Source organism: Streptomyces sp. NPDC001220 (assembly GCF_053597895.1).
This window is the reverse complement of sequence record NZ_JBSFJE010000006.1, coordinates 275,568-298,492: the sequence shown is the minus strand read 5'-3', so window position 1 is coordinate 298,492 and position 22,925 is coordinate 275,568. Positions and strand designations below refer to the sequence as shown.

13 protein-coding genes are annotated in these 22,925 nt (G+C 70.1%); 5 read left to right on the top strand and 8 right to left on the bottom strand.

Annotated elements, in window-relative coordinates; all coding sequences use genetic code 11:
- Positions 1 to 72: 72 nt before the first annotated feature.
- Positions 73 to 5,439 carry a pullulanase-type alpha-1,6-glucosidase gene (gene pulA / locus ACWDGI_RS17130; RefSeq protein ID WP_450759764.1) on the bottom strand — a complete coding sequence of 1,789 codons (5,367 nt, stop codon included), beginning with the start codon at positions 5,437 to 5,439 and terminating at the stop codon, positions 73 to 75.
- A gap of 226 nt (positions 5,440 to 5,665) precedes the next feature.
- On the opposite strand from pulA, the gene ACWDGI_RS17125 reads away from it, so the two are divergent.
- Positions 5,666 to 7,738 carry a carbohydrate-binding module family 20 domain-containing protein gene (locus tag ACWDGI_RS17125; RefSeq protein WP_450759763.1) on the top strand — a complete coding sequence of 691 codons (2,073 nt, stop codon included), beginning with the start codon at positions 5,666 to 5,668 and terminating at the stop codon, positions 7,736 to 7,738.
- A gap of 216 nt (positions 7,739 to 7,954) precedes the next feature.
- Complete coding sequence (locus ACWDGI_RS17120) at positions 7,955 to 8,545, top strand: DUF4232 domain-containing protein (protein ID WP_450759761.1); 591 nt, start codon at positions 7,955 to 7,957, stop codon at positions 8,543 to 8,545.
- 172 nt (positions 8,546 to 8,717) lie between these two features.
- Here the strand turns inward: ACWDGI_RS17120 and ACWDGI_RS17115 are convergent, their stop codons facing one another.
- The 5 genes from ACWDGI_RS17115 to ACWDGI_RS17095 all read right to left on the bottom strand — a co-directional run bounded on the left by ACWDGI_RS17115 (position 8,718) and on the right by ACWDGI_RS17095 (position 15,429).
- Positions 8,718 to 10,091: an alpha-amylase gene (locus ACWDGI_RS17115; RefSeq protein WP_450759759.1), complete on the bottom strand. Its 1,374-nt coding sequence runs from the start codon at positions 10,089 to 10,091 to the stop codon at positions 8,718 to 8,720.
- 151 nt (positions 10,092 to 10,242) lie between these two features.
- Entirely contained in the window at positions 10,243 to 11,904 is a 1,662-nt protein-coding gene (locus tag ACWDGI_RS17110; protein ID WP_450759758.1) for a glycoside hydrolase family 13 protein, read from the bottom strand.
- Positions 11,905 to 12,124: 220 nt separating this feature from the next.
- Entirely contained in the window at positions 12,125 to 13,033 is a 909-nt protein-coding gene (locus ACWDGI_RS17105) for a sugar ABC transporter permease (protein WP_450759756.1), read from the bottom strand.
- 13 nt (positions 13,034 to 13,046) lie between these two features.
- Positions 13,047 to 14,051 carry a carbohydrate ABC transporter permease gene (locus ACWDGI_RS17100; RefSeq protein ID WP_450759754.1) on the bottom strand — a complete coding sequence of 335 codons (1,005 nt, stop codon included), beginning with the start codon at positions 14,049 to 14,051 and terminating at the stop codon, positions 13,047 to 13,049.
- 103 nt (positions 14,052 to 14,154) lie between these two features.
- Positions 14,155 to 15,429 (bottom strand): extracellular solute-binding protein, encoded by a 1,275-nt coding sequence (locus ACWDGI_RS17095; RefSeq protein WP_450759753.1) that lies wholly within the window; start codon positions 15,427 to 15,429, stop codon positions 14,155 to 14,157.
- A 393-nt stretch (positions 15,430 to 15,822) separates the two neighbouring features.
- Between ACWDGI_RS17095 and ACWDGI_RS17090 the strand changes: the two genes are divergently transcribed.
- Together ACWDGI_RS17090 and ACWDGI_RS17085 are read left to right on the top strand one after the other, a co-directional pair.
- The gene (locus ACWDGI_RS17090; protein ID WP_450759752.1) at positions 15,823 to 16,845 is read left to right on the top strand and encodes a LacI family DNA-binding transcriptional regulator; all 1,023 of its coding nucleotides are present in this window, start codon (positions 15,823 to 15,825) and stop codon (positions 16,843 to 16,845) included.
- Positions 16,846 to 16,927: 82 nt separating this feature from the next.
- Positions 16,928 to 17,749, top strand: a complete 822-nt coding sequence (locus ACWDGI_RS17085) for a phosphatase PAP2 family protein (protein WP_450759750.1) — start codon at positions 16,928 to 16,930, stop codon at positions 17,747 to 17,749.
- Positions 17,750 to 17,877: 128 nt separating this feature from the next.
- Here ACWDGI_RS17085 and ACWDGI_RS17080 read toward each other — a convergent pair whose 3' ends face one another.
- The gene (locus ACWDGI_RS17080; protein ID WP_450759748.1) at positions 17,878 to 18,771 is read right to left on the bottom strand and encodes a LysR substrate-binding domain-containing protein; all 894 of its coding nucleotides are present in this window, start codon (positions 18,769 to 18,771) and stop codon (positions 17,878 to 17,880) included.
- Positions 18,772 to 18,842: 71 nt separating this feature from the next.
- Here ACWDGI_RS17080 and ACWDGI_RS17075 point away from each other — a divergent pair, with 71 nt between their 5' ends.
- Positions 18,843 to 19,826, top strand: a complete 984-nt coding sequence (locus tag ACWDGI_RS17075; protein WP_450759746.1) for a DMT family transporter — start codon at positions 18,843 to 18,845, stop codon at positions 19,824 to 19,826.
- On the opposite strand, the gene ACWDGI_RS17070 is transcribed toward ACWDGI_RS17075, so the two are convergent.
- A complete protein-coding gene (locus ACWDGI_RS17070; protein WP_450759744.1) occupies positions 19,814 to 22,828 on the bottom strand; it encodes a bifunctional [glutamine synthetase] adenylyltransferase/[glutamine synthetase]-adenylyl-L-tyrosine phosphorylase in 3,015 nt (1,004 codons plus the stop codon). The two genes, ACWDGI_RS17075 and ACWDGI_RS17070, sit on opposite strands and share 13 nt — an antisense overlap.
- Positions 22,829 to 22,925 lie beyond the last annotated feature (97 nt).

Genomic DNA, 22,925 nt, shown 5'->3' with positions numbered 1-22,925 from the left:
TTACCAGCCCCTGGACAACGCCGGTGGGGCAGCACCCGGTTCCGGGCCTGCCCCACCAAAGTAGTGCGGATGTCATGTGGTCCGGGAGAACACCGCCACAGTGCGTCCCGGAACGATGAACGTACCCGCTTCCCGCTCGTACGATGCGGACTTGACGACGGAATCGGCGCCCGCCGCCTGCACCGGGTGCAGCCGGTAACCGGTCCCGGCCAGCGCGCTCACCCGCTGCTCCTGCCGCTGCGGCGTCGCGTTGAACACGACGACGAGGTCACCGAGTTCCATGGTGATCACGCCAGGCGTCTCGTCCTTCCCGGACAACGGGAACGAGAGCTTCGACTGCACCTGTCCAGCAGTGTCCAGCGAGAACACGCTGTCGGTCGTACGGATTCTCAGCAGATCGCGGTAGGCGGCCGAGGCCCCGTCGATCTCCGCGCAGCCGACCCGCACCGAACTCAGCAGCGGCTTGGCGTACGGCCACTTGGACGCGTTGTCGGCGGCCATGGGCAGCCCGCGCCCGAAGCCGTTGCCTTCGGCGCAGTTCCAGTGGATGGCGTTGAACCAGTCGCCGCTGTCGAAGGAGTTGCGGTCCAGGGACTTGGAGCGGAGGAGATCCGTACCCGCCTGGGAGAGCGACGGGCCCTGCGACAGGGCTGCCGTGGCCATCGCCAGGACCTGCATCCGGGCCCGGTCGGCGGCGCTGGTGGTGGCCGGCAGCTTGTACGTCAGCGCGTCGAACAGGGACTCGTTGTCGTGCGCGTCGACATAGGCGAGGGCGTCGCCGGGCGCGTCCGCGTAGCCGGCGGGCGAGCCGTTGTAGTCGATCTCGGCGCCGGTGACCTCCTTGCCGTCGGTGTCGGTGAACCGGTACCTGGCGAGGTTGCCGCTCAGGCCGACCTTGATCAGGTCCTGGTAGTGCAGCAGCCGGGCCTTCTGCTCGGCCGGAGTGCCGTTGGCCGTGGAGGCGTTGGGGTCGGTGTAGAGCCCGGACGCGAAACCCTGGACGCCGGGGTCCTCGTCGAAGGGGCTGCCGCCGCGTACGGCGTCCCGGGCGCGGTCGGAGAAGGTGGCGATGCCGGTGCCGGCCATGTTGGCCTGGGTGGCCTGCACGAACCGGGCGTCGTCGGCGACCTCGCCGAAGTTCCAGCCCTCGCCGTAGAGGATGATCTTCTTGCCGTCGACGCCGTCCTTCTTCGGGGTCAGCGCGTCCAGGGCCTTCCTGACCGCCAGGATGTTGGCCTTCGGGTGGTGGCCCATCAGGTCGAAGCGGAAGCCGTCGACCTTGTACTCCTTGGCCCAGGTGACGATCGAGTCGACCACCAGCTTGCCCATCATGGCGTTCTCGGGCGCGGTGTTGGCGCAGCAGGTGCTGTTGGCGACCGAGCCGTCGGCGAGCAGCCGCTGGTAGTAGCCGGGCACGATCCTGTCGAGGACGGACGTGTCCGCCTGCCCGGCCGCCGCCGTGTGGTTGTAGACGACGTCCATGACGACCCGCAGGCCGTCCTCGTTCAGCGACTTGACCATCTGCCGGAACTGGACCGTGCGGGCGGTGCCGTCCGGGTCGGTGGCGTACGACCCCTCGGGGACCGTGAAGTGGTAGGGGTCGTACCCCCAGTTGTAGGCGTCCTTGGCGGCGGTCGCGGCGACGCACTCCTGTTGCCGGTCGGAGTCGGCCGGGTAGGAGGCGAGGTCGCAGCCGGGGCTCGCCTGGTCGGCCTTCTTCTCGGGCACGGTGGCGAAGTCGAAGGCCGGCAGCAGATGGACGTACGACGTCCCGGACTTCGCGAGTGCGCGCAGGTGCTTCGAGCCGTCGCTGCCCTTGTCGGTGAAGGCCAGGTACGTGCCCCGGTCGGCGGCCGGGACCGTGGAGTCCGCCACCGAGTAGTCCCGGATGTGCAGCTCCTGGATCTGGGCGTCCTTCAGCGGCACGGCCTTGGGCTTGGTGTAGGTCGACCAGCCGCCCGGGGTGAGGGACCTGTCGTGGAGGTCGACGACGAGACTGCGCTCGGAGTTCGCGGTGAGGGCGACCGAATAGGGGTCGGTGACCTTGTTGGTCACCAGTTTCCGGACGCTGGGCGCCCAGACCTTCACGACGTACCGGTAGGCCTTGTTCCGCCAGGACCCGGGTCCGGTGACGGACCAGACGCCGGTGGCGGAACTCCGCTTCATGGCCACGGTGGAGCCGTCGATCTCCAGGCGCACGCTCTGCGCGGTCGGCGCCCAGACGGAGAGGGTCGGCTTCCCGCCGTGGAAGACCGGACCGAGACCCGCCGTCGTGGCCTTGGCGTACACGTCGTCGAGCACCCCGGCGATCTGTACGCCGGTCGCGGCCAGCACCGCCCCGTTCGCGGCCCGCTGGGAGGCGACGAGCTGCCCGTCGAGGGCCCCGCGCACCCGGTCGCGGTCGCGCGGGTCGACCGACCAGGCCGTGTAGTCCTTCAGGTACGGGAACCTGGCCTTCTGGGCGTCGGTGAGGGTGGTCTTCGTGAGCCGCAGCCACCGCTCGTCGTCGCTCGTCAGCGCCCCGCCCGCGACGGCGATCGAACCGTCGTGGGAGTAGAGGAGCTGAGTGGAGGCGGCACCGTCGACGCCGTCCCAGGCGACGGTGTCCCGGTCGATCCAGATCGCCTTGGAGGTGGTCAGGTCGAGGGCGGCCGCACTGCCGGCGGGCTGCGGGAGCAGGTACTTCTCCTGGCCGTTCAGCAGCCACACCTCGTGGCCGCTGGAGGTGAGGTCCAGGGACTGGTCGGCGGAGAGGTCCTTCTCGTCACCGTTGTGGATGATGTAGCTGAGGCTGGTGGCACCCTCGGCGAGCGGTACCTCGAAGACCGCGCCGTAGGCGTCGGTCTTCACCGGCTTCAGGGGACTCGACCAGTCGGTGGGGTTCGCGGCGCCCGTCCAGACGTGCAGGCCCCAGCCGTCGTAGTTCCCGTCGGCGCGGTGGTAGTGGATGACCGCCTTCGTGGTGTCCTGGGCGGGGTACTCGGGTCGCTTCGTCAGTACGTCCGCCTTCCCCTGCTCGATCCAGACCTCGCCGGTCTTGGTGACGTCGATGGAGCGGTCGGCGGAGACGTCCTTGTTGCCGTCCTTGTCGACGACGAGGAAGCCGACGTTCGAGGCACCGGACTTCAGCTTGACGTAGGCGAAGGCGCCGTACGCGTCACGGCCGACGAACGGGTGACCGGCGGGCCAGGTGGTCGCCTCACCGTCGGCGAGGTCGCCCCAGGCGTACAGGCCCCAGTCGGCGTAGTCGCCGTCGGTGCGCTTGTAGTGGACGATCGCGTAGTCGCGGGAGGAGGCGGTGGGGGTCTCGGGGGCGGGCGGGGTGCCGGAGGTGCTCCCGGCCGTGGCGACGGCGCGGTGGCCCGCCGAGTCGACGACGACCGCCTTGTAGCGCAGGGCGGTGCCGGCCGGGACGTCCTCGGCGAGGGTCTGGGTGACCTTGTAGGGGGCGTGGTCGGCGGAGCCGAGGGTGGTCCACCTGCCGTTGCCGACCTGGGCGGCGAAGACGACCCGGTCCAGCTGACCGCCGGTGACGTCCGCGGTGAGGTCGACGGTGCCGGTGGCACCGGCGGCCGGGGCGGCGAGGGTGATCTCCGGGCTGGTGGCGGGCTTGTCGAGGGGGCCGGTGGCCTGGTAGACGAGGGCGGATCCGGCCGGGACGGTGACGGTCAGCCGGTCCGCGCCGTCGGAGGTCAGCGTGCCGTGCGTGCCGTAGAGCGCGCGGTAGCGCATGTCGGCGGAGGCGGTGGTGAAGGCCGCGGTCTTCGGCGCATCGGCGTTGTTGAAGGCGACCACGTACTCCTGGCCGGTCTTCGCGTCCGTCCGGGTGAACGCGTAGACGCCGGCGCCGTCGGCCGCGTAGCGCTCGGTCTGCACGCCGTCGGCGAGGGCCGGGTTGGCCGCGCGCAGCCTGGAGAGAGCACTGATCTGCCGGTAGAGCGGCGCGCTGGTGTCATAGGCGTCGCTCGCATGCGTGCGCGCGGTGCCGATCTCGTCGTCGTCGAGATAGTCGGCGACCTTCGACGCGAACATCGTCTGCCGGGCGTCCTTGTCACCGCCCGAGCCGGTGAAGCCCTGCTCGTCGCCGTAGTAGACGACCGGGTTGCCCCGGCTGAGGAACATCAGCTCGTTGGCGAGCCGGTCCTTGGCCAGCAGCTGGGCGTCGGTGGCCTTCGGGTTGTCCTGCTCCAGGAAGTACCCGATCCGGCCCATGTCGTGGTTGCCGAGGAAGGTGACCTGCTCGTAGGCGTTGGCCTTGTCGGTCGTGTACTTGTAGTCGTCGCCGAAGACCGACGCGAGCTTCTGCGCGCTGCCGCCCTGGGAGGCGTAGGCGCGGGCCGCGTCCTGGAAGGGGAAGTCGAGGGTCGCGTCCAACCGCCCCTGGGTGACGTACGGGGAGGTGACCGAGGTGTCGGCGGAGTAGGTCTCGCCGAACATGAAGAAGTTCTTACGGCCGTGCCGGGCCGCGTACTTGTCGAGCGCGGTCGCCCACTGGGTCCAGAACTCCATGTTGACGTTCTTCACGGTGTCGATCCGGAAGCCGTCGACGTCGTAGTCCCGCACCCACCGTTCGTAGATCTTCTCCATCCCGCTGACGACCTCGGGACGCTCGGTCCACAGGTCGTCGAGGCCGGAGAAGTCGCCGTAGGTGGCGGACTCGCCGGCGAACGTGGAGTCGCCCCGGTTGTGGTACATCGTCGGGTCGTTGAGCCAGGACGGCACCTTCGACCGGCTGGTCACGGTGGGCGTGCGCGGGAAGGAGGCGGCGGAGACGGCCGGGAACCTCTTCTTCCCGGCCGCGTAGTCGGCGTCGTCGAAGGGCTGCCCGTCCTTGGTCAGGTAGGGGAAGGCGCCCTTGGAGAGGTAGTCGTAGGACTTCTGCTCGTAGTCGACGACGTCGGCGGTGTGGTTGGTGATGACGTCGAAGAAGACCTTCATCCCCTTGGCGTGCGCCTTGGAGATCAGGGTCTCCAGGTCCTTGTTGGTCCCGAAGTGCGGGTCGACCTGGGTGAAGTCGGTGATCCAGTAACCGTGGTAGCCGGCCGAGGCGTTGCCGCCCGTGCCCTGCACCGGCCTGTTCTTGAAGATCGGGGCCATCCACAGGGCGGTGGTGCCGAGCCCCTTGATGTAGTCGAGCCGCTTGGTCAGGCCCTTGAGGTCACCGCCCTGGTAGAAGCCCTTGTCGGTGGGGTCGTAGCCGGTGGAGAGGCGGGAGCCGGTGAGGCCGCCCTTGTCGTTGCCGGTGTCGCCGTTGGCGAAGCGGTCCGGCATGACGAAGTAGAACTGCTCGCGGGTGTCGTCGTGCCGAGCGGGCTCGGCGGCGAGCTTCGCGTCGGAGGGCGGTGCGGGCGGCGCGGCGGCGTGTGCGGCGACGGGCTGCACCAGCGCGGCGGCGAGGGCGGCGACGGCGACGGCCGCGACCCGTCTGACATGTATCACCGGTGTGAACTCCTAGCGATGGCGGCTCTGTTGGGTCCGACCCCGCGCGACCGTACCGCCGCCGAAAGGCTTACAGCAAGAGGCTTGCAATTCACAGAAAGAACTTTCAACCATCGTATTGACGTGCCCTTCTCAACTGCCGCACGCTCACGGGTTGTTGAACCCCGACTCCTTCCTTCGGAGCCCTCTGAACCCTCTGCACCCCCGAACCCTTTCGGAGCCGCACATGACCACCAGACACCGGCCCCCGGGTGTCCTCCGCCGCACGGCGGGCGCCCTGACCGCGGGCGCCCTCGCACTGGCCGGCGTGATCGCCCTCCCGGTCTCGCCCGCGCAGGCGGACACCACCGCCAAGGGCGATGTGATCGCCAACCTGTGGGAGTGGAACTGGAACTCGATCGCGTCCGAATGCACCGACGTCCTCGGCCCGGCCGGCTACGGCGCGGTCCAGGTCGCCCCGCCCTCCGAGTCCCTCAAGCAGTCCAGTTACTACTGGTGGGACGTCTACCAGCCGTACTCGTACACCCTGAACAGCCGTTTCGGTACGGCGACCCAGTTCTCGTCGATGGTCGGCGCCTGTCACGCGGCGGGCGTGAAGGTCTACACGGACGCGGTGATCAACCACACCGCCGCACAGACCGGCACCGGCTACGACGGCACCACGCTCACCAGCAAGTACGACACCCTCGACTGGGACCCGAGCGACTACCACACCTCCGCCGACTGCCCCACCTCCGACCTGACCATCCAGGACTACTCCAACCTCACCCAGGTCCAGAACTGCGAACTGCTCGGTCTCCCGGACCTGAAGACCGGTGCGGACGACGTCCGTTCGGGTCTCGCCGCCTTCCTCAACAAGCAGATCGCGCTGGGCGTCGACGGCTTCCGGGTGGACTCGGCCAAGCACATCCCGGCCACCGACCTGGCGGCCGTCGTCGCCAGGCTGAACACCACGACGTCCGGTGCGGCGCCGTACGTCTTCGACGAGGTCTACCCGGGCTCGACCCCGCAGCCCGGCGACTACTACGGCTCCGGTGACGTCCTCGACTTCACCTACGCGAGCAGGATGAAGTCGGCGTTCCAGGGCAACGTCAGCGACCTGTCCTCACTGGAGAGCAGCGGCATCCTGCCGGCCGCGAACTCGGTGTCCTTCGTGACCAACCACGACACCGAGCGCAACGGCCTGCACATGAGCTACAAGGACGGCGACAGCTACAAGCTCGCCAACCTCTTCGAACTCGCCTACAAGTGGTCGACGCCGACCATCTACTCCAGCTGGCAGTGGACCCAGAGCGACCAGGCGCCGCCGAACTCGGCCGGGTTCGTCACGGACACCGACTGCTCCGGGGGCTGGAACTGCCTCGACCGGGACACGGCCGTCGTCGGCATGGTGGCCTGGCACAACGCGGCCGGCGGTGCGGCCGTCTCCAACTGGTCGACCAAGTCGTCCTCCGTCATCGGCTTCGGCCGCAGCGGCGCCGGCTTCTTCGCCGTCAACAACGGTTCCAGTGCGGCCACCTACACCTTCGCGACCGGTATGGCCGACGGCACCTACTCCGACGTCGTCGACGGCGGCGCCACCAAGGTCACCGTCTCCGGTGGCAACGCGTCGATCACCATCCCCGCGAAGGACGCGGTCGCCTTCTACGACGCCGACTACACCTGCACGGTCGGCTGCGACGACTCCGGCGGCGGTGGCTCCACCTCCACGGTGACGGCCACCTTCGACGAGTACGCTTCCACCACCTCGGGCACCGACGTCTACGTCGTCGGCTCGATCGACGCCCTGGGCGGCTGGGACACCTCGAAGGCGGTCCGGCTGTCGTCCTCCGGTTACCCGATCTGGTCGGGCGCGGTGAACGTACCGATCGACACGTCCTTCACCTACAAGTACCTGAAGAAGGACAGCTCCGGGAACGTCACCTGGGAGTCGAACGCCAACAGAGCGGCGGCCACGACGACTTCGGCGATCTCGCTGGACAACGCCTGGAACGTGGCGAGCGACTCGGCCACCGACGTCACCTTCGACGAGTACGCGACGACCGACTGGGGCACCGACGTCTACGTCGTCGGCTCGATCGCGTCCCTCGGCTCCTGGAACACGGGCGACGCGATCCCGCTGTCGTCGGAGTCCTACCCGACCTGGAGCAAGCTGGTGATCGTCCCGAAGAGCACGTCCTTCACCTACAAGTACGTGAAGAAGGACAGCTCCGGGAACGTGACGTGGGAGTCGGGCACGAACCGCTCGTACACGACGGGCACCTCCTCCGGCTACACGACGAGCGACACCTGGAAATAGCGGACGCAGGGGAACCCCGCTCGTCGCCGGCGGGCGGGGTTCCGGCGGGGCGCGCACCCCGCGGCGCCGGCGGGTGGGAGATTTCTCTGGGTTCCGGTGAACAAATCGGCTGCGTCCCGCATCGAACCTTGTGTAGGTCACCAGAGGACGGCGCGGAGAGCGGGTACGGATACCGCCGCCGACCGCGCCGCGGAGCACGAGTGGAGCACCGTCACCGTGAACGATCACCGGAACACCATCGACCGGACCGGCACTGCCGGGCACCGCACCCACCGCAGGGCCGGCCGCACGGTGCTCGCCGTGGCCGCCGTCGCCGGCCTGGGGCTCGCCTGGGCGGGCACCGCCGAGGCGGCGAGCCCGAGCGCCGCGAAGTCGGCGCCGACCTGCTCCGCCGCCGCGCTCAAGGCCACCTTCGGCCAGCAGCTCGCCGGCGGGATGAACCACCAGGGCGTCGTCGTCAGGCTGCGCAACCTCAGCGGCAGGACCTGCGCCCTGCGCGGCTACCCCGGACTGGGGCTGGAGAACTCCGCGCACCACGCGCTCACGACCCACACGCACTGGGGCAACACCTGGTACGCCAAGGATCCCGGCAAGAAGACCCTGGTCCTCAAGGACGGCCAGAGCGCCGAGGCCGTCGTCGCCTGGACGCACGCCAACACCGGCACCTCGGGCGCGACGCACGCCTCCTACCTGGAGATCACCCCGCCCGCGGCCACCCAGCACAAGACGCTGGCCTTCCCGCAGTGGGTCGACCACGGCGACCTCTCGGTCACCGCGCTGGCCAGGCACATCAACGTCACTCCCTGATCACGCACACCGCGTGGGCGGCGGGGCGCCGGCGGCCAGGCCGGCGCCCCGCCGCCCACGCATGGCGAGCCGGACGCCCCTGAGGTTCACGGCGGTGATCCGGTCCGCTGTCGGTGATCGGGACCCAGCGGACGGATCAGTGGATCGATCAGTGGATCGATCAGTGGATCGATCAGCAGGTCGGCTTCCCGGCGTAGATCGCCAGGGCGGTGTCGGCGGCCAGGGTGGCGGTGAACTGGCCGCTCGTGTTCACCGTCACCGAGGTGTTCGCCTGCACGTTGCAGTACGTCCCGGCCGGCAGCGAGGTCTGGTACGTGCGGGTCAGCGAGCCCGTCTCGTGGTTGATCGCGACGTAGCCCTTGGCGCCCCGCCCGAAGGCGATCGCGTCGGCGCCGTCGTCCCACCAGTTGGTCACCGACTCGCCGCGTACCGCGTTGCGGAAGGCGACCATGCGGATGATCTCCGGCCAGGCGTGCTGGCACTTCCAGCCGTCCTGCCAGCAGGCGTTGACGGTGCCGCCGTTGGGCGGGCCCGCGTCGGCGTCGGTCCACTCGTACCCGGAGTTGATGTCCGGGGCGCCGTAGGGGTAGGCGAGCATGAAGACGTTGGCGAGGGTGTACTCGGCGCCGTCCTTGTAGTTCAGGGTCGACCCGTTGCGCTCGGTGTCGTGGTTGTCGACGAAGACCCCGGCGACCGAGCTGCTCATGTACCCCCAGCCCTCGCCGTAGTTCTTCAGGTAGGCGAGGTTCTCGTTGTTGAAGACGCGCTTGAGGTCGTAGGCGTAGCGGAACTCCTGGACGTCCCCGTTGCCGGTGTACTCGGTCGGCTGGACGGCCTCTCCGGCGCCGTAGATGACCTCCTGCTTCCAGTAGACCGACGGGTTGGTGAGCCGGGTCTTGATGTTGGCCAGGTCCTCGGCCGGGATGTGCTTGGCCGCGTCGATCCGGAAGCCGTCGACGCCGAGGCTCAGCAGGTCGTTCAGGTAGCCGGCGATGGTCTTGCGGACGTACTCCTCGCCGGTGTCCAGGTCGGCGAGGCCGACGAGTTCGCAGTGCTGGACGTTCCAGCGGTCGGCGTAGTTCGAGACGGGGGAGGTGCAGTCGTCGAAGTCGTAGGAGGAGTACAGGCCGGGGTAGTCGTACTTCGTGTACGACGAGCCGCCGGTGCCGGTGCCACTGCCCGCCGACATGTGGTTGATGACGGTGTCGACGACCACCTTCACACCGGCCGTGTGGCAGGTGTTCACCATGTTCTGGAAGGCCGTGCGGTCGCCGAGCCGGCCCGCGATCTTGTACGACACCGGCTGGTACGACGTCCACCACTGCGAGCCCTGTATGTGCTCGGCGGGCGGGGAGACCTGGACGTATCCGTAGCCGGCGGGGCCGAGGGTGGCGGTGCACTCCTTGGCGACCGAGGCGTACTTCCACTCGAAGAGGACGGCGGTGACGTCCTTGGTGCCGGGAGGGGAGGCGGCCGCGACGGACGGGGTCATGACAATGCCGCAGGCGGCGAGGGCCAGCGCGGCGGAGAGGGTCTTGGGTGCCATGTGGGGGTTCCTTCGACATTGAAGGCGCCATGGAAGGCTCTTGCTGAAAGGTTGCTGAAACCTTGCGGTTGCGCAGATGTTAAGGGCCCGCTCCCCGGATGGGTAGCGGGCCCTCAGAAGTTGCAGCAAGAAATTACCGGATGACGGCCCGTCAGGCGGTCGTCCACCACACGGTGGTGTCGGCCGGCAGCTTCGCCTCGCCGTCCGCCTCGGTCACCTCACCGCTGGTGAGGAGCACCCGGCCGTACGCCGGAGTGGTCACCGACTCCCCGCCGGTGTTCGCCACGCACACGAACTCCCCGCGCCGGAAGGCGAGTACGCCCTCGGGAGCGCGCAGCCACTCCACCGACTCGCCCGCGCCCAGATCGGGTTGTGTACGACGGACGTGCAGCGCGGCGCGGTACAGCTCCAGGGTGGAACCGGCCACCCCGGTCTGCGCCTCGATGCTCAGCTCGCCCCAGTTCGCGGGCTGCGGAAGCCAGCTGCCCCCGCCGCCGAAGCCGTACGACGAGCCCTCCCGCGTCCAGGGGATCGGCACCCGGCAGCCGTCCCGGAAACCGTCCTGTCCCGCGCCGCGGAAGTACGCGGGGTCCTGCCGGACCTCGTCGGGCAGATCGACGACGTCGGGCAGCCCCAGCTCCTCGCCCTGGTAGATGTACGCCGATCCGGGCAGCGCCAGCATCAGCAGCGTCGCCGCGCGGGCCCTGCGCAGGCCCAGCTCCCGGTCTCCGGCCGTGCGGATCTGGGTGCCGAGGCCGGGCGGGTTGGCGAACCGGGTGGCGTGCCGGGTGACGTCGTGGTTGGAGAGGACCCAGGTGGCGGGGGCGCCGACCGGGCGCATCGCCTCCAGGGTGCGGTCGATGACGGTGCGCAGTTCCTTCGCGTCCCAGTCGGTGCTCAGGTACTGGAAGTTGAAGGCCTGGTGCAGCTCGTCCGGGCGGACGTAGTGGGCGGTGCGTTCGACGGTCGGGGTCCAGGCCTCGGCCACGAAGATGCGCTCGCCGGCGTACTCGTCGAGGACGTGCCGCCACTGCCGGTAGATCTCGTGCACACCGTCCTGGTCGAAGAACGGCATGACATCGTTGCCCAGCAGCTTCAGCTGGTCGGCGCCGCCGAGGTCCGGGAGGCCCGGCGCCTTCACCAGGCCGTGCGCCACGTCGATGCGGAAGCCGTCCACGCCCATGTCCAGCCAGAAGCGCAGGATGGAGCGGAACTCGTCGCCGACGGCCGGGTGTTCCCAGTTGAAGTCGGGCTGCTCCGGGGCGAAGAGATGCAGGTACCACTCCCCGTCCGCGACCCTCGTCCAGGCCGGGCCGCCGAAGATGGACTCCCAGTCGTTGGGCGGGAGTTCGCCGTTCGCGCCCTTGCCCGGACGGAAGTGATACCGCTCCCGCAGCGGCGAGCCGGGGCCCTCCGCCAGCGCCCGCTTGAACCACTCGTGCTGGTCGGAGGAGTGGTTCGGAACCAGGTCGACGATGATCCTGAGGCTCAGCTCATGGGCGTCCCGGATCAGCGCGTCCGCGTCGAGCAGGTTGCCGAACATCGGGTCCACGGCCCGGTAGTCGGCGACGTCGTAGCCGGCGTCGGCCTGCGGGGAGGCGTAGAACGGGCTGAGCCACACGGCGTCGACGCCGAGGTCGCGCAGATACGGGAGTCTGGACCGTACGCCCTCCAGGTCCCCCATGCCGTCGCCGTTGCTGTCGGCGAAGCTGCGCGGATAGACCTGGTAGATCACCGCGTCCCGCCACCAGTCGCGGCGACGGGCGACGGTGGTCGTGGCGGTGGCCGGTGCGGCGGATTGCTGCTGGCTCATGGCTTCCTTGATGCGTAACGGAGTCATCGGTCAGAGGTAGGTGGGTGGTGGGGCGGCCGCGGTGAAAGCGGGGTCGGATGAACACCGCGGCCGCCACCCCGCGCCCCGAAGGACAGCGCCCCGAAGGACAGCGCCCGAAGGGGCGCGGGGAACTGCGCGACCAGCCACTGCGTCGCCGCACCCGAACGACGGCCGAAGCGGCTTTTCTCGGCGACCGGCGTCAGCCCTTCGTGCCACCCGCGGTGAGCCCGGTCACCAGGTTCTTCTGCACGAGGTAGAAGAACACGGCCACGGGTATCGCGATCAGCACGGCCGTCGCGGTCATCAGGTTGCGCTGCGCGTCGTGCTCGCTGATGAAGCTCTGCAGCCCCACCGCGAACGTGTACTTGTCGTCGCTGAGCATGAACGTGGACGCGAACGCCACCTCACCGAAGGCGGTCAGGAAGTTGTAGAACGCGGCGACCGCGAGACCCGGCTTGGCGAGCGGCAGGATCAGCCGGGCGAAGGTGCCGAACGGCGAGAGCCCGTCGACCCGGCCGGCCTCGTCGATCTCGAAGGGGATCGTGTCGAAGTAGCCCTTGAGCAGCCAGGCCGTGTAGGGGACGACGGTGGTGCAGTAGACCAGGATCAGGCCGAGGTAGCTGTCGATGAGGCCGAGCCGCGACAGGATCTGGTACATCGGCACGATCAGGACGGCGATCGGGAACATCTGGGTGAGCAGCAGCAGCCACATGAACTTCCGGTAGCCGGGGAAGCGCATGCGCGAGACCGCGTAGCCGGTGGTGGAGGCGAGGATCAGTCCGATGACCGTCGTACCGCCGACGACGATCATCGTCGTCTTGAACCAGTCCCAGAAGCCGGTGTGCTGGAGGACGAAGGAGTAGTTGTCCAGCGTCATCTTGTGCCAGATGCCGCTCGGATGGAGGTAGTCGTCCTTGTCCGGGCCGAGGGACAGGAAGATCAGCCAGCCGACCGGGAAGAACGCGATCAGGCTCGCGACACCCAGCAGGCCGTGGGTGACGGCGGTACCGAGGGGGCCGCGCTCGCCCCGGCGGCGGACACGGGGACTGCTGGTCACAGGGGCCTCCTCGGCGACCTGGGCGGAGGTCTCGACAGTGGTCGTACTCATGGAAACTCCTGCCTCAGATCGCGAGCTGCTGGTCGTTGCGGTTGAGCCAGCGGCGGTAGAAGGAGGTGAAGACGATCAGGACGGCCAGCAGCAGCATGCCGTAGGCGGCGGACTGGGCGAAGTCACGCGGCTGCTGTCCGAAGCCGAGGTAGTAGGCCCAGGTGACCAGGATCTGCGCGTCGGGGGCGGTGTTGCCGAAGAGCAGGAAGATGACGGCGAACTGGTTGAACGTCCAGATGATGCCGAGCAGGACGACCGTGGAGCTGACGGACCGCAGCCCCGGCAGGGTGACGTACCGGAAGCGCTGCCAGGCGCTCGCGCCGTCCATCTCGGCGGCCTCGTAGAGCGTGCCGTCGATGGCCTGCAGGCCGCCGAGCAGCGAGAGCATCATGAACGGCACACCGCACCAGGTGTTGACCAGGATGGCGGCGGCCCGCTGCCAGAAGGTGTCCTCCAGCCAGTCGGGTTGCGGCAGATGGAGGAAGTGGAGCGTCGCGTTGATGATGCCGCCGTCGGCGAGCATGAACCGCCAGCCGAACACGGTGACGAAGGTCGGCACCGCCCAGGGCAGCACCAGGACCATGCGGTAGAAGGTACGGCCGCGGAACTTCTCGTTGAGCAGCAGGGCGAGGCCCAGACCGATGGTGTAGTGCAGGGTGACGCAGAGCGCGGTCCAGACGATCGTCCAGACGAAGTGCGACCAGAAGCGGTCGTAGGACGTCGGGCCGAACAGGATGTCCTTGTAGTTGTCCAGGCCGATGAACTTGTAGGTGGCGTCGATGTGGTTGACGCCGATGGTGCGGGCGGTGTTCAGGCTGTTGGCGTCCGTCAGCGTCAGGTAGAAGCCGTACACCAGCGGGTAGATGACGAGCGCCCCGAGCACGACGGCCACGGGGGCGATCATCGCGTAGGCGTACCAGTACTTCTGGTAGTTGCTGCGGATCCGCTGGCCCAGCCCGGGGCGGGGCGCGCGGTCGCCGTGGCGCTTGCCGGTCGCGCGGTCGATGGCGACTGTCATGGTTCGACACCTTCTGGGTTTTCCGGGAGGGGGCTGGGCACAGGCCGGTGGCCGCCGGATCCCTCCCCCCATGTCTCAGGGGGATCCGACGGCCACTCGGGGCTTACTTGCTGAAGTCGGGGACGAGCTTCTCGATCCCGAGTTCGGCGTTGCCCAGGCCCTTGTCGAGGGACTCCTTACCACCGGCGATCTTGGTCAGCTCGGTGCCGACCGGACCCCACAGGGAGGAGTACTCGGCGAGCGCCGGGCGCGGCTGCGCGGAGGAGAGGACAGCCTGGTAGCCGGCGATGCCCGGGTCGGCCTTGACCTCGGCGGTGTAGGCGTCGGAGCGGGTCGGCAGGGTGGAGTTCTTCAGGGCGATCTCCGTCTGGGACTTCGCCGAGGTCAGGAAGGCGACGAACTTCTCGGCGGCTTCCTGGTGGGCCTTGTCGATGCCGGCGTAGATGGAGAGGTTGTGGCCGCCGGTCGGGGCGCCCGCCTTGCCGGTGGAGCCGGCCGGGACGGTGGTGATGCCGAGGTTGGACTTGTCGCTGAACGCGGAGCCCTTGTAGAAGTTGGTGATCTCCCAGGGGCCCTCGATGGTCATGGCGACCTTGCCGTTGACGAAGGCGTCCTGGCGGTGGGCGTAGGCGTCGGCGGTGGTGTCCGCCTTCTGCAGGCCCTTGCCGGAGTAGAGGTCCAGCCAGGTCTGGTAGCCCTTCTTGGCCGCCGCCGAGGTGAGGGTGATCTTCTTGGCGGAGGCGTCGACCATGTCGGTGCCCTCGCCGTAGAGGAAGGGCTGCGTGTAGTACGCGGCCTCGGGGCCCCAGTAGCCGGTGACCTTGGCCTTGGCCTGGATCTTGGCGGCGTCGGTCTTCACCTCGTCCCAGGTCTTGGGGGCCTCGGCGATGCCGGCCTTCTTCAGCAGGGCCTTGTTGTAGACGAGCGCGAGGGTGTCCGTGACCAGCGGGACACCGTAGGTCTTGCCCTCGTACTGGGCCTGCGTCATCAGGCTGGGCTGGAACTTGTCCTTGTCCGCGAGCGCGCTGGTGCCGTCCAGCGGCAGGAAGTAGCCGGCCTTGGCGAAGGCGGGGGTCCAGCCGACCTCGGAGCGCAGCACGTCGGGGGCGCCCTTGCCGGACTGGGCCGCCGTGTCGAACTTGTTCTGCGCCTGGTCGAACTGGACGTCGACGTAGTTGACCTTGATGCCCTTGTTCGCGGCTTCGAACTCCTTGACCAAGGCCTTGTACGTCGGTGCCTCATTGGTGGCGTTGGAGGTGTCCCACCAGGTGATGGTGACCGGGCCGTCCGACTTGCTGTCGCTGTCGCTCCCGCCGCACGCCGTCGCCGTGAGGGCGAGGGACGCCACCAGCGCGGAGGCCGCTATGCCACGCCGCATGAGTTCTCCTTGAGGGTGAAAAGCCCGAGTGATGCGAGGCGGCCCCGTCCGCCGTCCTCGCCGTCGTGCCGACAGCGCCGTTGCGGCGGCCGGGCGTCAGGGAACGTAACAGCGATGTAAGCGCGACGAAAGACCTTGCAGCAAAAAAGTGCAAGAGATCTCCGAAGTTATCCGGGCGTGACCTGTCGGCGACCGCCGTGAGACGCTTGCTTGCTGCTTGTTTACGGCGGTAGAGCGCTACCACGGCCACTTGTGCAAGACTCTGCAAGCTCTTGCCATCACGTTTCACGAGGGAGTGCGATGACGCAGCAGCCCGCACCGGGCCGCCCCCCAGGCCGCATCAGGCGCCCGATCGGTGTGCAAGGGGACATACGGCCGGTACAGTCCAGTGCCGTGACCACACGGCTTGCCGACATCGCAGCGCAGGCGGGGGTGAGCGAGGCGACCGTCAGCCGGGTCCTCAACGGCAAGCCGGGCGTCGCCGCCACCACCCGTCAGTCCGTGCTCGCCGCGCTGGACGTGCTCGGCTACGAGCGTCCGGTACGGCTGCGGCAGCGCAGCGAGGGGCTGGTGGGGCTGATCACCCCCGAGCTGGAGAACCCGATATTCCCGGCGCTGGCCCAGGTCATCGGCCAGGCCCTGACCCGGCAGGGTTACACCCCCGTGCTCGCCACCCAGACCCCCGGCGGTTCCACGGAGGACGAGCTGACCGAGATGCTGGTGGACCGCGGGGTCGCGGGCATCATCTACGTCTCCGGCCTGCACGCGGACACGACGGCCGACATGCAGCGCTACGAGCGGCTACGGGCGCAGGACGTGCCGTACGTCCTCGTGGACGGCTTCTCGCCCAAGGTGCAGGCGCCGTTCATCTCCCCCGACGACCGGGCGGCGATGACCCTGGCGGTCACGCATCTGGTGTCGCTCGGGCACACCAGGATCGGACTCGCCCTCGGCCCGAAGCGCTTCGTCCCCGTGCAGCGCAAGATCGAGGGCTTCGTGCGGGCCATGCAGGACCAGTTGGGGCTGGCGGCCGAGGTGATCGAGACCGAGCTGGTCCAGCACTCCCTCTACACCCTGGAGGGCGGTCAGGCGGCGACCACGGCGCTCATCGACCGCGACTGCACGGCGATCGTCTGCGCCAGCGACATGATGGCCCTCGGCGCGATACGGGCGGCCCGGCAGCGGGGGCTGGACGTCCCCAAGGACATCTCGGTGGTCGGTTTCGACGACTCCCCGCTGATCGCGTTCACCGACCCGCCGCTCACCACGATCCGCAAGCCGGTCCCCGCGATGGGGCAGGCCGCGGTGCGCACCCTGCTGGAGGAGATCGGCGGGACACCGGCTCCGCACAGCGAGTTCGTTTTCATGCCGGAGTTGGTGGTACGCGGTTCTACGGCGGCGGTACCTGGGAAGTAGTCGCCCCGCCGTAGAACATGCACCGTGAACCCGACCTTGGGATGATCTGTCGGAGACTTCTTTTCTGGCAGACTCTGTGCCTATGAGTGACTCGACCGTGACAGAGCCGGAAGGTCGCGCACAACAGACCCTTCCGCGGACCGTCACGGGCGAGGGAGAACAGGGATTCCTGCGGCGGCTTCGCACTCCGCGCCGGCCCCGGCTCTGGTTCGAGATCCTGCTGATCGCGGTGAGTTACTGGACCTACTCGCTCATCCGCAACGCGGTCCCGGAGCAGAAGGCGCAGGCGCTGCGCAACGCGGACTGGATCTGGCGGGCCGAGCACCATCTGGGGATCGCCGTCGAGGAGTCGGTCAACCACGCCGTGAACTCGGCGGCTTGGCTGATCGTCGGGATGAACTACTACTACGCGACACTGCACTTCGTGGTGACGCTGGGCGTGCTGGTGTGGCTCTACCGCAGCCATCCCGGCCGCTACGCGGCGGCCCGCCTCGCCCTCTTCGCCACGACGGGCGTGGCCCTCCTCGGCTACTACCTGTTCCCGCTCGCCCCGCCGCGGCTGATGAACGGCGGCGGCTTCATCGACACGGTGTCGGTCCACCACACCTGGGGTTCGATGGCCTCCGGCGACCTCAAGCACATGTCCAACCAGTACGCCGCGATGCCGTCCATGCACATCGGCTGGTCCCTGTGGTGCGGCCTGACGGTCTTCGCCCTGGCGTCGGTGCCCTGGGTCCGCGTCCTGGGCCTCGTCTACCCGACGGCGACGTTGCTGGTCATCGTCGCCACGGCCAACCACTTCTGGCTGGACGCGGTGGGCGGCATGCTGTGCCTGGCGTTCGGCCTGGCCCTGGCCCGCCTGTGGTACGGCACGCTGCCCTACGCGCTGCCGAGACGAACGTAGCCCTGCGGCGGCCGGGACCCACTCGGCCGGGGCCGCCCGGCGGTGTCGGGCACGCCGGTTCCCACGGTGACCGCGCGGTCGGTCGCCGCCGGCACGCAGGGCTCATGAACCACGCGCGGGCCATGCCGTCACCCGGCGGCCGCCGCCCGCAGCGCGTCGAGGAACGCCTCCCGTGCGGGCTCCGCCGGTGCGGTCTCCCGTACCGCCGCGTGGATCGCGCGCACCGGCACGGGGTCGCGCACCTCCCGTACGACCACCCCCGGATGCCGGCTGCCGAGCCCCAGCCGGGGCACCAGGCTCACCCCGAGCCCGGCGGCGACGAATCCCTGCGCGGTGACGTAGTCCTCGCTCTCCACGACGAACCGGGGCCGGAACCCGGCGGCCCGGCAGGCGTCGAGCTGTGCGTCCAGACAGGGGCCGGGCCACTCGCTGCCGACGAACGCCTCCTCGGCCAGCTCGGCCAGCCGTACGCAGCGCCGCCCGGCGAGCCGGTGCCCGCGCGGCAGCACGGCGAGATAGGGGTCGTCGAGCAGCCGCACCAGCCGTACGCCGGTCTCCCGCCGTCCCTCGGCCCGCACCAGGAGCGCCAGATCCGCCCGGCCCTCCTTCACGTCGGCCAGCGGCTCCTCCGCGTCGCGGGAGAGCCGCAGTTCGATCCGCACGCCGGGGTGGTCCGCGCGCAGCCGGGCGACCGCCGGGGCGACCAGGGCCGCCCCCGCCGTGGCGAAGTACCGCACCGACAGCCGCCCGGTGCGCCCCTCGAGCAGGTCGGCCAGGGCGGTCTCGGCCTCGGCGACCTGCCGGGCCACCGTGTCGGCGTACTCGGTGAGCAGCAGCCCGGCGGCGGTGGGCCGTACCCCGCGTCCGACCCGCTCCAGGAGCGCGGCCCCGGCCTCCTTCTCCAGCGCGGCGATCTGCTGGCTCACCGCGGAGGGCGTGTAGCCGAGGGTGGCCGCCGCGCCGGTCACCGATCCGTCGGCCACCACGGCCCGGAGCACCTGCATCCGTCGCACATCAAGCATGCAGTACAGCTTAACGGTACGTGCATAACCTTTCACTTGTCCTCAAGGGTCGGGGCGGCCACGGTAGAGCCATGCCACTCGCCTCGACCGTCCGGACGGCCGCCCTGGCCCTGCTCTGGGGTTCCGGATTCCTCTGGATCAAACTCGCCCTGAACCACGGCCTGTCCCCCGCCCAGATCACGATCGTCCGCTGCGCCCTGGGCACCGCCGTCCTGGCCCTGCTGGCCCGCGGAGCCGGCCAGCGCATCCCCCGCTCCCGCGCCCTCTGGGGCCACCTGGCGGTGGCCGCCCTGTTCTGCAACGCCATCCCCTTCGCCCTCTTCGCGGTGGGCGAGCGGTCGGTCGACTCGGGCATCGCGGGCGTCCTGAACGCCACGACCCCGCTGTGGTCCCTGCTCATCGGCCTCACCGTCGGCACCGACCGCGGCCTGTCCCGCACCCGCCTGACCGGCCTTCTGCTGGGCTTCGCCGGTACGGTCCTGATCTTCGCCCCCTGGCACCGCTCGGGCCTGCTGAGCTGGGGCGCGCTCGCGCTGCTCGGGGCGGCGGCGAGCTACGCGGCGGCGTTCGCGTACATGGCCCGCCATCTCACCGGCAGGGGCGCCCCGTTGGCGGTCTCGGCCGCGCAGCTCCTGACGGCGACGGCGTGGAGCACGCTGGGGCTGCCGTGGGCGGGCCCGGTGGACACGGACCTGACCGGCGTGCTGGCGGTCACCGCCCTCGGCGCCCTGGCGACGGGCGTCACCTTCTACCTCAACTACCGCCTGATCGCCGACGAGGGCGCGACCAGCGCGGCGACGGTCGGCTACCTGCTACCGGTGGTGTCGGTGGCCCTGGGCGCCCTGATCCTGGACGAACACATCGGCCGGCGGGTGGTGACGGGCATGGCGGTCGTGTTGACCGGGGTGGCCCTGACACGCCGCCGGCCCGAGCGTCCCGAAGGGGCGCGGGGCCGTGCACATCAGCGGCTCCGCCGCGGGGCGCGACCGGCCCCGACGGCGCCGCACCCGAAACACGGCCGGACTCCCCCTGGCACAAGCCCTCAAGCCCCGTAGAAAAGCTCCTCCACAACCACCCGGGCCCGCCGCGCGGTCCGCCGGTAGGCGTCCAGCATGTCCCCCGCGTGCCCGTCCCCGTACCCCAGGTACCGGCCCACCGCGGCCAGCTCCCGGCTCTCCGGGGGAAACGTGTCGCCGGCCCGCCCCCGCACCAGCATCACCGCGTTCCGCACCCGGGTGGCCAGTACCCATGCCTCGTCCAGTATCGAGGCCTCCTCGGCCCCCAGCAGCCCCGCCGCGCACGCCGCGGCCAGCGCCTCCCGGGTCCGGGTGGTCCGCAGCCCCGGCTCGGCCCAGCCGTGCCGCAGCTGCAGCAACTGCACGGTCCACTCGACGTCGGACAGCCCGCCCGGCCCGAGCTTGGTGTGCAGCTTGGGGTCGGCCCCGCGCGGCAGCCGCTCGGACTCCATACGGGCCTTCAGCCGCCGGATCTCGCGGACCGCGTCCTCGCCGAGCCCCTCCGCCGGATACCGCAGCGGATCGATCAGCTCGATGAACCGGCGCCCCAGCTCCTCGTCCCCGGCGACCGGTTCGGCCCGCAGCAGGGCCTGTGACTCCCACACCAGCGACCACCGGCGGTAGTACGCCTCGTAGGCCTTGAGCGTGCGCACCAGCGGCCCGGACTTGCCCTCGGGCCGCAGGTCGGCGTCGATCAGCAACGGCGGGTCGGCGCTGGGGATCTGGAGCAGCCGCCGCATCTCGGAGACGACCTTGTTCGCCGCGTCGGCGGCCTCCCGCTCGGCCACGCCGTCCCGCGGCTCGTGCACGAACACCACGTCCGCGTCGGAGCCGTAGCCCAGCTCGTGGCCGCCGAACCGGCCCATGCCGATGATCGTGAACCGGGTCGGCAGGGTGTCGCCCCAGCCGTCGCGGACCACCGCCCGCAGCGTCCCGGCCAGGGTCGCCGCCGTGAGGTCGGAGACCGCGCCGCCGACCCGGTCCACCAGGGCGCCCTGGTCGGCCTCGGCGGGATTGGTCTCGGTGCCGTAGGAGTCGACGATGTCGGCCGCGGCCGTACGGAACAGCTCACGGCGGCGCACGCCACGCGCGGCCCGGACGCCGTCCTCGGCGTTGTACGCGCGGCCCACTGCGGCGAGTATCTCCCTTTCCAGCTGGGCGCGTTCGCGGGGTTCGAGGCCGCCGGAGCGGCCGCCCTCGCGGGCACTGTCGCCGTCGCCGAGCAGGGCGACCGCCTCGGGGGCGCGCATCAGCAGGTCGGGGGCGAGCCGGCCGGCCGACAGCACCCGGGCGAGGTTCTCGGCGGCGGCGCCCTCGTCCCGCAACAGCCGTAGGTACCAAGGGGTCTTGCCGAGGGCGTCGGAGACCTTGCGGAAGTTCAGCAGGCCCGCGTCCGGGTCGGCGGAGTCGGCGAACCAGCCCAGCAGGACGGGCAGCAGGGTGCGCTGGATCGCGGCCTTGCGGGTCACGCCCGAGGCGAGGGCCTCCAGGTGACGCAGGGCGGCCGCCGGGTCCGCGTAGCCGAGCGCCTCCAGGCGTTCCCGGGCCGCCTTCGGACTCAACCTGGCCTCGCTGGGGCCGAGTTGGGCGACCGCGTCGAGCAGCGGGCGGTAGAAGAGCTTCTCGTGCAGGCGTCGTACGACGCTCGTGTGCCGCTTCCACTCGCGGATCAGCTCGGCCACCGGGTCGGTGCGCAGCCCCAGGGAACGGCCGAGGCGGCGCAGGTCGGCCTGGTCCTCGGGGACCAGGTGGGTGCGGCGCAGCCGGTAGAGCTGGATGCGGTGCTCCATGGAGCGCAGGAAGCGGTAGGCGTCGTCGAGCTGCGTGGCGTCGGCGCGGCCCACGTAGCCGCCGGCGGCGAGGGCCTGGAGGGCGACGAGGGTGGTGCCGGAGCGGACGGTGGCGTCGGCCCGGCCGTGCACCAACTGGAGCAGCTGGACGGCGAATTCGACGTCGCGCAGGCCGCCGGGACCGAGCTTCAGCTCGCGGTCGACCTCGGCGACGGGGATGTTCTCCACCACCCGGCGGCGCATCTGCTGCACGTCGGTGACGAAGTTCTCGCGCTCGGCGGCCTTCCAGACCAGCGGTTCGAGGGCGTCGATGTACTCCTGCCCCAGTTCGCGGTCGCCGGCGACCGGGCGGGCCTTGAGCAGGGCCTGGAACTCCCAGGTCTTGGCCCAGCGCTGGTAGTAGGCGAGATGGCTGCTCAGCGTGCGGACGAGCGGACCGTTGCGGCCCTCGGGCCGGAGGTTGGCGTCGACCGGCCAGATCGAGCCCTCCACCGTGGTCTCGGAGCAGATCCGCATCATGTGCGAGGCGAGCTTGGTGGCGGAGCGCAGGGCCTTGGCCTCGTCGGCGCCGGTGGCGGCCTCGCCGACGAAGATGACGTCGACGTCGGAGACGTAGTTCAGCTCGTGGCCGCCGCACTTGCCCATGGCGATCACCGCGAGCCGGCAGGCGGCGGCGTCCTCGGGCGCGGCGCGCTCGGCGAGGGCGAGGGCGGCGCGCAGGGTGGCGGTGGCGAGGTCGGCGAGCTCGGCGGCGGTCTCGGCGACGTCGGTCGTGCCGCACACGTCCCGGGCGGCGATGGACAGCAGGCAGCGCCGGTAGGCGACCCTGAGGCCGACCGGGTCGCCTGCCTCGGCCAGCCCGCGCTCGAACTCCGCCACGCCGGGGTGCAGGTCCCGGGGCTCGTAGGTGACCAGGGCCTCCCAGTCCCGCGGGTGCCGGGCCAGGTGGTCGGCGAGGGCCGCGGAGGCGCCGAGGACGCCCAGCAGGCGGTCCCTCAGCGGCTTGGCCGCTATCAGGGTGTCGAGCAGTTCGCGGTGGGCGGTGGGTCCGGGCTGGGCCTCCAGCAGCCGTACCAGCCCGTGCAGGGCGAGATCCGGGTCGGCGGTGGCACCGAGTGCCTCAAGGAGGACCGGGTCGTCGCGTACGGCCACCAGCTCGGGGCTGTCCAGCAGGCGCTCGGCCGCCGAGGCATCGGTGAAGCCGTGCCGCAGCAGTCGCGTGAAGGTGCTGCTCCTGCGCCCCGGCGTCATCCGCGGCCTCCCCAGGGATCGAGAACCGGATCAAGGTCGTCCACGCCAGAGCCTAACCGCAGACCCCGGCACGGGCGCCGATGAGTTTCCGGCGGGA